General features: G+C 58.5%; 7 protein-coding genes and 2 pseudogenes. 6 read left to right on the top strand and 3 right to left on the bottom strand.

Going from position 1 to position 11,412, the window contains the following annotated elements; genetic code table 11:
• Positions 1–167 precede the first annotated feature (167 nt).
• Complete coding sequence (gene yegD / locus K5R89_RS15630) at positions 168–1,520, bottom strand: molecular chaperone (protein WP_217259312.1); 1,353 nt, start codon at positions 1,518–1,520, stop codon at positions 168–170.
• Between the two features lie 137 nt (positions 1,521–1,657).
• Here yegD and alkA point away from each other — a divergent pair, with 137 nt between their 5' ends.
• The 4 genes from alkA to asmA all read left to right on the top strand — a co-directional run bounded on the left by alkA (position 1,658) and on the right by asmA (position 5,812).
• On the top strand, positions 1,658–2,506 hold the full coding sequence (gene alkA, locus K5R89_RS15625; RefSeq protein ID WP_217259311.1) for a DNA-3-methyladenine glycosylase 2: 849 nt from the start codon (positions 1,658–1,660) through the stop codon (positions 2,504–2,506).
• Positions 2,507–2,620: 114 nt separating this feature from the next.
• Positions 2,621–3,262 (top strand): uridine kinase, encoded by a 642-nt coding sequence (gene udk / locus K5R89_RS15620; RefSeq protein WP_002912442.1) that lies wholly within the window; start codon positions 2,621–2,623, stop codon positions 3,260–3,262.
• Between the two features lie 90 nt (positions 3,263–3,352).
• On the top strand, positions 3,353–3,934 hold the full coding sequence (gene dcd / locus K5R89_RS15615) for a dCTP deaminase (protein ID WP_004151145.1): 582 nt from the start codon (positions 3,353–3,355) through the stop codon (positions 3,932–3,934).
• A gap of 30 nt (positions 3,935–3,964) precedes the next feature.
• Positions 3,965–5,812 (top strand): outer membrane assembly protein AsmA, encoded by a 1,848-nt coding sequence (gene asmA / locus K5R89_RS15610; protein WP_217259310.1) that lies wholly within the window; start codon positions 3,965–3,967, stop codon positions 5,810–5,812.
• A 581-nt stretch (positions 5,813–6,393) separates the two neighbouring features.
• Here the strand turns inward: asmA and K5R89_RS15605 are convergent.
• On the bottom strand, positions 6,394–7,977 hold the full coding sequence (locus tag K5R89_RS15605) for a TerC family protein (RefSeq protein ID WP_023290384.1): 1,584 nt from the start codon (positions 7,975–7,977) through the stop codon (positions 6,394–6,396).
• 758 nt (positions 7,978–8,735) lie between these two features.
• Here K5R89_RS15605 and galF point away from each other — a divergent pair.
• Together galF and K5R89_RS15595 are read left to right on the top strand one after the other, a co-directional pair.
• Positions 8,736–9,664: pseudogene (gene galF / locus K5R89_RS15600) on the top strand (GalU regulator GalF).
• Positions 9,665–10,024: 360 nt separating this feature from the next.
• Positions 10,025–10,654, top strand: coding sequence for a phosphatase PAP2 family protein (locus K5R89_RS15595; protein ID WP_217259309.1), 630 nt, complete (start codon positions 10,025–10,027; stop codon positions 10,652–10,654).
• A 543-nt stretch (positions 10,655–11,197) separates the two neighbouring features.
• Here K5R89_RS15595 and K5R89_RS15590 read toward each other — a convergent pair.
• A pseudogene (locus tag K5R89_RS15590) lies at positions 11,198–11,324 on the bottom strand (hypothetical protein).
• Positions 11,325–11,412 lie beyond the last annotated feature (88 nt).

The raw sequence follows: 11,412 nt of genomic DNA, 5'->3' as shown, positions 1-11,412 counted from the left end.
GCAGACGACTGGCTACGGTATGGATAATACGCCCCCGGAAGCGGAGGAAAGTGGACAGGCCTGTCCGGACGAACAGGCCATTTTGCGTGGGAGACCAGGAATATTCCAGCGTAATCTGCAACGCCGCGATCAGGACAGACCTGCTGCGCGGCAGCGCCGGGCAAGGGCTAGCGGAAAACCACCTGCGCCCAGCGGGCCAGCCCGGCGGTTACTGAGCCAAAATCATCCCCACCGGCCAGCGGAATACCCGGGAGCTTGGCCGCCAGCGCCTTTTTGATCAGCGGTGAGCGGGCGCTACCGCCGGTCAGATAGATCACGTCCGGGGTGGTCTGGCTGCTGTCGAGGGCAAGCTGCACCTGTTCCATAATGCGGCTCAGCGGTTGATCCAGCGCCGCTTCCAGCCCCTGCCGGGCGATGGCGGTGGCCAGCTCGTCCTGAATAAACGGCAGCGCGGTCTCGACGCTGTCCGCGCTGGAGAGAGCGATTTTGCTCTCTTCGGCGCTGCGCACCAGACGATAGCTCAGGCGCTGACGCCAGACCTTCAGCAGCAGGGCCACTTTATCGGCATCCCGGGCGCTGCGCAGCAGGTCGTTAAGCAGACGGCCGTTGGCGGTGCTGTAGAAGTCGCTCTGCGCCGGGACGTCGTTGATCGCCACCGCGTTCCACCACGGAAGGATCGGCAGCGCGGTGCCTTTTTCCGTTTCGCCGCCCATGCCGAGCAGGGGCATCAGGCATTTGAAGGCCAGGGCAATATCGAGGTCGTTACCGCCGATGCGGCAGCCGCTGTGGCCGAGCAGGCTCTGCTGGCGGTCGGCGCGCTCCCGCCACTGCGGGCCCATCAGCAGCAGGGAGCAGTCGGTGGTCCCGCCGCCGATATCGACGACCAGCACCCGCTTCTCTTCACTGAGGGTGGCTTCGAAATCCAGCCCGGCGGCCACCGGTTCAAACTGGAAGACCACATCGCGGAAACCGGCGCGAAGGGCGGCCCGCTCAAGGATCCCCTGCGCTTGGGCGTTGGCTTCGTCGCCGCCGAGGCCCTGGAAGTTGATCGGCCGGCCTATCACCGCCTGGTCGATCTGCTCGGGCAGCTGGCTTTCCGCCTGCAGCTTGATGTGCAACATCATGGCGCAGACCAGGTCTTCAAACAGGGCCACCTGCTGCGGCTTGAGGCCGCTGGCGCCGAGGAAGGACTTTGGCGATTTGACGAAGTAGACCTCTTCCGGATCTTCAACATACTGATGCAGGGAGGCGAGGCCGAACTGCACGCTGTTGCGCAGCACCTCGATGTCTTCGTCGCGGTTGGCGGCGATGGCCCGGCGCAGCAGCGCCTGGTTTGCGTCGCTGTGGGTCGGCACCTCGTGATGGCGATAGAGCCACTCGCTGACCGCTTCGCGCGTCGGCGCGCAGAGCATGGAGGGCAGCAGCGCGCTGCCGTTTTCCAGCGTCAACAGCTGAGGCTTGTTTTCCCGCATCACGGCCACCGAACAGTTGGCGGTGCCGTAGTCAAAACCAATAAACATCGTCTGCAAAATCCCCATGCCGGTGAAGAAGGGGGGCGACTTTAGCGGATCGCCGTCATGCCGACAACCGGAATTTAAAAGCAAGGCGCTGACGGTGTAGGGCGACTATCATTGAAACGCTATATAAAGGAGAGCTTATGGTGCTGTTACCCTGGACCCCGCCCTACGACTGGGGGTGGATGGTTGGTTTTCTGCAGGCGCGCGCGGTCGCCGGCGTCGAGCGTTTTCATGACGGAGGCTACAGCCGCAGCTTTCGCGTAGCAGGCCACGGCGGGCTGATTCATCTGGCGCCGGACGAGGAGGCGCAGGGCCTGCGGGTGACGCTCTCCCCGGGGCTGCAGCCGGTGGCGGAGATCTGCTATGCGCGAATTGGCCAGCTGTTTGATCTGGCCTGCGACCCGCAGCAGGTCGCTCGTACGCTGGGCGACCTGGCGCAGGCGCGGCCGGGGCTGCGCCTGCCCGGGGCGCTGGACGCTTTCGAACAGGCGGTGCGCGCGGTGCTCGGCCAGCTGGTGAGCGTGGCGATGGCCGCCCGGCTCACCGCCAAAGTGGCGGCCGGCTGGGGCGAACCGCTGGCGGACGCCCCCGGCTATGTTTTATTCCCCACGCCGGAGGCGCTTTCCCGGGCCGATGCGCAGGCGCTGAAGGCGCTGGGGATGCCGCTTCGCCGCGCGGAGGCGCTGATCCACCTCGCCCGGGCGGCGCTCAGCGGCGAGCTGCCCCTGACCGCGCCGGCGGATCTCGACGCCGGGCTGCGTCAATTGCAGGCTTTGCCCGGGATTGGCCGCTGGACGGCCAGTTATTTTGCCCTGCGCGGCTGGCAGGCGAAGGATATCTTTTTGCCGGACGACTACCTGATTAAACAGCGCTTTCCGGGAATGACCCCGGCCGCCATCGCCCGCTATGCTCGCCGCTGGCAGCCGATGCGATCTTATGCGCTGTTGCATATCTGGTATACCGATGACTGGGGGCCGGCGGCGGAATAGCCGTCCGGGGCGCATACCACTGGTATCGGGGCGCTGAAATCCCTATAATTGCCGCGTTTGGCGGTCCGCCGCCACCCTCCATCTCTATCCAGGTTAATCAGGTCGCAAAAATTTATGACTGATATGTCCCATCAGTGCGTCATTGTAGGCATCGCCGGCGCATCGGCTTCTGGCAAAAGTCTTATTGCCAGTACTCTCTATCGCGAATTGCGTGAACAAGTTGGCGACGAACATATTGGCGTCATTCCAGAAGACAGCTATTACAAAGATCAAAGTCATCTGTCGATGGAAGAGCGCGTCAAAACTAACTATGACCACCCGAGCTCAATGGACCACAGTCTGTTGTTCCAGCACCTGCAGATGCTGAAAAGCGGCCAGCCGATTGAACTGCCGGTCTACAGCTACGTCGAGCATACCCGCACGCCGAACACCATTCACGTCGAGCCGAAGAAGGTGATTATTCTTGAAGGGATCCTGCTGCTGACCGATGCGCGCCTGCGTAACGAGCTCAACTTCTCTATTTTCGTCGACACCCCGCTCGATATTTGCCTGATGCGCCGCATTAAGCGCGACGTTAACGAGCGCGGCCGCTCCATGGACTCGGTGATGGCCCAGTATCAGAAGACCGTGCGTCCGATGTTCCTGCAGTTTATTGAGCCGTCGAAGCAGTATGCCGACATCATCGTGCCGCGCGGCGGCAAAAACCGCATCGCGATTGATATTCTGAAGGCCAAAATCAGTCAGTTCTTTGAATAACCTGGCCGAATTGTGTAACGTGCAAAGAGTAGCCCTGTTGCCCTCTCCGCCGCGAAGCGTGCGGGAAGCAGCCTTATAAGGAGAAAGCCCATGCGTCTGTGTGACCGAGATATCGAAGCCTGGTTGGATGAAGGGCGACTGGCCATCAATCCGCGCCCGCCCGTTGAGCGTATTAATGGCGCGACGGTTGATGTACGGCTGGGTAATAAATTCCGCACCTTCCGCGGCCACACGGCGCCGTTTATCGATTTAAGCGGCCCGAAGGCCGAGGTGAGCGCCGCGCTGGACCGCGTGATGAGCGAAGAGATCGTTCTGCCGGAAGGGGAGGCCTTTTTCCTGCATCCGGGCGAACTGGCGCTGGCGGTGACCTATGAGTCGGTCACCCTGCCTGCCGACCTGGTGGGCTGGCTTGACGGGCGCTCCTCGCTGGCGCGCCTGGGGCTGATGGTGCACGTGACCGCGCACCGCATCGACCCGGGCTGGTCCGGCTGCATCGTGCTGGAATTCTACAACTCCGGCAAGCTGCCGCTGGCGCTGCGCCCGGGGATGCCCATCGGCGCGCTGAGCTTTGAACCATTATCGGGCCCGGCGGCCCGGCCATATAACCGCCGTGAAGACGCCAAATATCGCGACCAGCAGGGCGCGGTGGCGAGCCGAATCGACAAGGATTGATAACGTCAACGGGGTGTTGCTGAGGGTGCCATGAGACGAATACTGACAACGCTGATGATCCTGCTGGCGGTCATTGTCGCCGGGCTTACCTCGTTGGTATTGCTGGTCAATCCCAACGATTTTCGCGCCTATATGGTGCATGAGGTGGCAGAGCGCAGCGGTTATCAGCTTGAACTCGATGGCCCGCTGCGTTGGCACGTCTGGCCGCAGCTCAGCATTCTCAGCGGGCGCATGACGCTGACCGCCAGAGGCGCTGAAGAGCCGGTGATCCGCGCCGACAACATGCGCCTCGACGTGGCGCTGCTGCCGCTGCTTTCGCACCAGCTGCAGGTGAAGCAGGTGATGCTCAAGGGGGCGGTGATCCAGCTGACCCCGAAAACCGAGGCGGTTCGCGACAGCGCGGCGCCAGTGGTGCCGCATGACAATACTTTGCCGCTGGCCCCGGAGGACCGCGGATGGTCCTACGACGTGCGACAGCTGCAGGTGGCCGACAGCGTGCTCTTCTTCCAGCATGAAAACGGCGAGCAGGTGACCGTGCGCGATATCCGCCTGCAGATGGAGCAGGATGAGAACCACCGGGCCACCGTCGATTTCTCCGGCCGCGTCAACCGCGACCAGCGCGACCTGGCGCTGAACTTCTCCGCCACCGTGCAGGGCGGCGACTATCCGCATTCGTTAAAAGCCGACTTTAGCCAGCTCAGCTGGCAGCTGCGCGGCGCCGAGCTGCCCCCCGACGGCATCAATGGTCAGGGGAGTCTGCAGGCCAGCTGGCAGGAAGATAGCAAGACCCTGCGCTTTGATAATCTGAACCTGATGGCCAGCGGCAGCACCCTCACCGGCAACGGCAGCGTGGTGCTGGGAGACCGCCCGGACTGGTCATTGGATCTGCACGCCACCACCCTGAATCTCGACAGTCTGCTGGCGTCCTCTTCGCCGGCGACCGACAGCAGCGCCAGCCAGCAGGGCCAGAGCCAGACGCGCCCGCTGCGTCCGGTGATCGCCGACAGCGATGAGCGCGAAGATTACCAGAGCCTGCGCGGCTTTACCGGCCGGATGGCCCTGAGCGCCGACCAGCTGCAGTGGCGCGGCCTGAACTTCACCCAGGTGCAGAGCGAGATCAGCAATAAGCAGGGTCTGTTGACGGTCAGCAAAATGCAGGGCAACCTCGACGGCGGCCAGCTTTCCCTCCCCGGCACCCTTGATGCCCGCGGCGACACGCCGCAGGCGACGTTCCAGCCGGCGCTGCAGAACGTGGAGATCGGTTCACTGATCAAAGCCTTCAACTATTCCTTAAGCCTGACCGGCAAGCTGTCGCTGACCGGCGAGTTTTCCGGAGCGCGCATTGACGCGAATGATTTCCGCCGTCGCTGGCAGGGCCAGGCGCAGATCCAGATGACGGATACCCGTACCGAAGGGCTTAACTTCCAGCAGCTGGTGCAGCAGGCCGTGGAGCGCAGCACCAACGTGCGGGCGCAGGAAAACTATGACAACGCCACCCGGCTGGATGCCGTGAGCAGCGAGCTGACGCTGGATAACGGGCTGGTGACGCTGAACCGCGTGCAGGGGCAGTCCGACGTGATGGCAATGACCGGCGAAGGACAGCTCGATCTGCAGAAAGAGAACTGCGATATGCGCTTTAACGTGCGCGTGCTCGGCGGCTGGAAAGGTGAGGGCAAGCTTATCGACCGCCTGAAGCAGACCGCCATCCCGCTGCGCATCTATGGCGACTGGCAGTCGCTGAGCTACAGCCTGCAGGTGGACCAGATCCTGCGTAAACAGCTGCAGGATGAAGCGAAGCAGCGCCTCAACGACTGGGTCGAACGTAATAAAGGCAGCAAAGAGAGCAAAGACGCCAAAAAGCTGCTCGATAAGCTGTAATCGTCCAGACTAGCAGCCCGGGACTACCGGGCTGTGAGCATGTCGTAAAAGTGTGATGTCACGTTGATGCCGGGTGGCGGCTACGCCTGACCTAGTCTGGGTTGTGCGGCAGGGGGGAATCCCCCGGTTTGCGTCGCCATCCCGTAGGCCTGATAAGCGAAGCGCAATCAGGCAGTGTGGCGGCGGTAGAGCATCAATTCCCCGTGATGTGAGCATGTCGTCCAGGTGTGATGTCGCGTGGATGCCGGGCGGCGGCTACGCCTGACCCCGCCTGGGTTGTGCGGCGGGGGTAATCCCCCGGTTTGTGTCGCTATCCCGTAGGCCTGATAAGCGAAGCGCCATCAGGCAGTATGGCGGCTGTAGAGCATCAATTCCCTGTGATGTGAGCATGTCGTCCAGGTGTGATGTCACATTGATGCCGGGCGGCGGCTACGCCTGACCCGGCCTGGGATGTGCAGCGGGAGGTAATCCCCCGGTTTGTGTCGCCATCCCGTAGGCCTGATAAGCGAAGCGCCATCAGGCATGGGTTTGATTAGCCGTCCCACCGCCCGGGATACCCCGGGCCGTTTTATGCCTGACGATTACACCTCATAATCCAGCTCATCCTGCTTTGCCGGCGGAACGATCTGCACCTTTTGCACCCGATGGCTGTCGACCTGCAGCGTACGCAGGGTATAACCGTCAATCTCAATGGTCTCTCCCACCTGCGGCACATGCTGCAGATACTCCATCAGCAGACCGGCAACAGTGTGGTACTCACGTTTATCATCCAGCGGCAGCGGAACATACTGCACCAGATCCTCCAGCGGCATATGGCCGTTGACCGTCCACGAACCGTCCGGATGGTGCTGAATATCGTGCCGGGCGTCGATCTCCTCCACCTCGTTGGGCAGATTACCGGCAATGGTCTCCATCACGTCGCTCAGGGTCACAATCCCCTCGACGGAGCCAAACTCATCCACCACAAAGGCAAAATGGGTGCGGGCCTGACGAAACTGCTCAAGGGCGGAGAGGAGCGGTAACCCCTCCGGAAAGACCAGCGGCTGGCGCACCAGCGCCTGCAGATCCAGCGGCTCCTGGCGCAGGGACTGCTGGAGCAGGTCGATAACATGCACCACCCCCAGCAGGTCTTCATTATCTTTCCCGCCGGTGACCACCAGGCGGGTGTGCTGATTTTTTTCCACCAGGCTGCGGATCTCTTCCTCCGGCGCGCTGAGATCGATGCGCTCGATATCATGGCGGGAGGTCATAATACTGCTGACGCTGCGCTGATTCAGGTTCAGCACCCGCTCAATCATCAGCCGTTCCTGCGGATTAAACAACGGATGATGGTCCTGATCGGCGACCAGCGACGCCGTGTCAGCATCCAGTTCAGCTTTTTCTTTCTGCCCGCTCAAAAGATTCATTACCGCCTCGGTGGTGCGCTGACGCAGCGTCATATTGGCGGAGAGAAAGCGACGGCGGTTAAACAGCGCCAGCTGGTTAAGGGCTTCAATCATCACCGAGAAGCCAATTGCCGCATATAAATAGCCTTTCGGAATAATAAAGCTGAAGCCTTCAGCAATCAGGCTGAAGCCGATCATCAGCAGGAAGCTCAGACAGAGGATCACGATGGTCGGGTGGCTGTTAACGAAGCGCGTCAGCGCCTTGCTGGCCATCAGCATCAGGCTGATAGCGATGATCACGGCGGCCATCATCACCGCCAGGTGGTCGACCATGCCGACCGCGGTGATCACCGAGTCGAGCGAGAAGATAGCGTCGAGCACCACGATCTGCGCCACCACGGCCCAGAATTTGGCCCCTCTGCGCTGGGTGGGATTATCGCTGTCTTTTCCCTCCAGCCGCTCATTAAGCTCGACGGTCGCTTTAAACAGCAGGAACAAGCCGCCGAACAGCATAATTAAATCGCGGGCGCTGAAGCTGAAGTCGTGAAAAACAATCAGCGGTTTGGTCAGGGTGACGAGCCAGGAGATAGAGGCCAGCAGCAGGAGACGCATCACCATCGCCAGCATCAGGCCAGTGATCCGCGCGCGGTCGCGCTGGGCGGGCGGGAGCTTCTCAGCGAGGATAGCGATAAAGACCAGGTTATCGATACCTAACACCAGTTCGATCACGACCAGCGTGACGAGACCTGCCCAGATTGACGGATCGGCAATCCATTCCATATGTATTAAAACCTGTACGACTGCGGTATGTGTTACCACGATCATGGATAAGATGAGTATAAAATGCAATAACGACGCGGATAGCGCCCTGCCATGGGTGGATATATTTCCAGCAGATTAAGCGAACCGATAAGAATTATGTTCCGGTAAAGAACAGTGAAAAAATAACACCATGGCGGTTGCCCTGGAATAAGCGGGCCAATATCAGAACGTCTGCCGCTGGGTTTCCGACAGGGCGCAAAAGCGGCGTTGTGACACAGCTCGTCGCAGCGAGAGGTGATGCTTACGCTATGGGGGAAGAGCGTAATCCCTCGCAAAATCGGCATAATTCAACTCATAAAGGGGGCGCAGAATAGGGCGGCTCCTGGTTTTATTCCGCCGATTATGGCTTGTATAGCGACCTGTCCAGCGGTAAATGCTGAAATATATTGCGTGGGTAAATTTATTATCTATACCTATTCTTTGCGGGCATAGGTGCGGCACGGCAGCCCTGGCGCCTTGCCGCGCCCTGTGGGCGGGGATCTCGGCCACTTTGCACAGCGCAGAGAAACGCGCCGCTGAATAACCTGATCGAGAATAAGATTATTCTCACTTCTAACTGTTGGTAAAAGGGAGTTATGTGTATTCTTTTACGTGACAGTGAATTTAAGAATTTGGCGGGCAGATGCCCGGGCAGTATCCGTGTATTATCAGTTTCAATGGATTTGTGACATGTACAATTTTGCAAAACCGCGTGTTTTGCAACCAAACAGGTGAAGATGAATATGGCGAATTTGAAAGCGGTTATTCCGGTCGCAGGACTAGGCATGCATATGCTGCCGGCCACAAAGGCAATTCCAAAGGAGATGCTGCCGATCGTTGATAAGCCAATGATTCAGTACATTGTTGACGAAATCGTCGCCGCCGGGATCAAAGAGATTGTTCTGGTGACGCACTCCTCGAAGAACGCGGTGGAAAACCACTTTGATACCTCCTACGAGCTGGAAGCCCTGCTTGAGCAGCGCGTGAAGCGCCAGCTGTTGGCGGAAGTCCAGGCCATTTGTCCGCCGGGCGTAACCATCATGAACGTGCGCCAGGCGCAGCCGCTGGGTCTGGGCCACTCCATCCTCTGCGCCCGCCCGGTCGTCGGGGACAACCCGTTTGTGGTGGTCCTGCCGGATATCATTCTCGACGGCGGCACCGCTGACCCGCTGCGCTATAACCTCGCCGCTATGGTCGCCCGCTTTAACGAGACCGGCCGTAGCCAGGTGCTGGCGAAACGCATGCCGGGGGATCTCTCCGAATACTCTGTGATCCAGACCAAGGAGCCGATGGTGGCGGAAGGGCAGGTAGCCCGTATCGTCGAGTTTATTGAAAAACCGGACGAACCGCAGACTCTGGACTCCGACCTGATGGCGGTGGGCCGCTACGTGCTGTCGGCAGATATCTGGGCCGAACTGGAGCGCACCGAGCCGGGCGCCTGGGGGCGCATCCAGCTGACCGACGCCATTGCCGAGCTGGCGAAGAAGCAGTCCGTCGACGCGATGCTGATGACTGGCGAAAGCTATGACTGCGGTAAGAAAATGGGCTATATGCAGGCCTTCGTCACCTACGGAATGCGTAACCTGAAAGAGGGCGCCAAATTCCGCGAAAGCATCAAAAAACTGCTGGCCTGAACGCCAGCCTGAGACCGAGCGGCAGGCTCTGAACATCCGTCTTGCCGCTCATAACGTTATGCAGAATTTATTCATAACGTGAATGTTATAACGATTGTAAAGAAACGTATGGCTTCGGAGACTTCTGGTAGTTTGTCTCTGGCCTCTGTGGTGCAATGGTCGGAGTAGCGGCAATAATGCTTTATGAATAGTCACTTAGTGCGACAATTCCTAAAGTGCAGGGAAAGCGGTCAACGTCAGCCAAAAATAAAACTTGACTGCGATCATGTTTCCGCTTTAAACATCTCACTTGCATGCATAAAAATGTGAAATGAATTGGCATGCGAGCTGGTACAGACATTATGGATAATCCCTGAGCACGGCAGTGGACATCATCGAAGGATCACAGGTATATGAACTGGCAACTCATCTCATTTTTTGGCGATAGCACCGTTTTGCTGCCCAGCGCAGCGGCGCTGTTTATTGTCCTGATGCTGCGTAAAACGTCGCGGTTGCTGGCGTGGCAGTGGAGTTTGCTGTTCGGCATCACCGGCGCCATCGTCTGCGCCTCCAAACTGGCCTTTATGGGCTGGGGACTGGGTATTCGTGAGCTGGATTACACCGGCTTCAGCGGCCACTCAGCGCTCTCCGCGGCCTTCTGGCCTATCTTCTTATGGCTGCTCAGTGCTCGTTTTTCGGCGGGTGTGCAAAAAGCAGCGGTCGCCACTGGCTATGTTTTAGCCGCGGTGGTGGGGTATTCACGGCTGGTCATCCATGCGCATTCCGTCTCGGAAGTGATCGCTGGCCTGCTGCTGGGTGCTGCCGGCAGCGCTTTGTTCCTGCTGCTGCAAAAACGTACCACCCATTCGGATAGCGTGAATATTTCCTGGGGCGGCGTCGCGTGCCTGGTGATGGTTCCGCTTATCCTGTTACATAGCGGCAATAAAGCGCCGACCCAGTCCCTGCTGGGGGAAATCGCCACCGCGGTTGGGCCGCTGGATAAACCCTTTACCCGAAACGATCTGCACAAGCAGGCCTGGTAAATGCCATTTGTTTTACAGGGGAAATTAAGTTTTCGCTGGTAAATTAGTCAAATAAGAAAATAATCTACTATATGCCGGGCAATTGATAATTCATATTTATGAAATAATGAAGTGCTACTACATTGCTATTGCATATTTGCCTGGATATAGCCGTGTTCAGACGTTTCTTAAATGCGCTGAGAAAGAACCTGGAGCACGTCTGCTGAATATTCCGTTACCAGGAAACTATTAGAAATTGTAGTTGACTTAGACGCCATCATCTGATTTTTGAATGACGCGACATTAACGTAAAAGATCTTTTTTTACAGATGGTTAGCTTCATCCTTGATAGGTTAGCAACAACGGGACGCTGTCTGGCCGTTTAACTTAGTGAATAATCTTAAGTGTTGACCGCTTATTTTTGCCAATAAAAGAGCAGGCGGTATTAAATGGCAGATATTCGGTAACAAGACTCCCAATTGTGACCGAAATCCCGTAAACTTAACGCCGCAAAAAATAAAGGCCTGACCAATTATTCATCCACAGGTCGATAAAATAAGTCGTTCAGGTAGTCAGTGCGCTGGTAGCTGTGAAGCCAGGGGCGGTAGCGTCGCTGAAGCCGCTTGCTGCTGTACAATGGCTCCTGTTCAACGGCTGTAAAAATCGACCTAGTCAGGATGAATACCCTCATCAGATTATCTATCCATCTTCCACGGATATCCTCAGAAGTTGGTCAGGAGCGGCTGCTGATATCACCTGGACATTAATTTTCCCATCTC

It is taken from the genome of Klebsiella sp. TF21-TM (assembly GCF_019753495.1).
In the GTDB taxonomy this organism is placed as follows: domain Bacteria; phylum Pseudomonadota; class Gammaproteobacteria; order Enterobacterales; family Enterobacteriaceae; genus Klebsiella; species Klebsiella quasipneumoniae.
The sequence above is the reverse complement of the archived record's forward strand: the minus strand, read 5'-3'. Positions and strand labels throughout refer to the sequence as shown.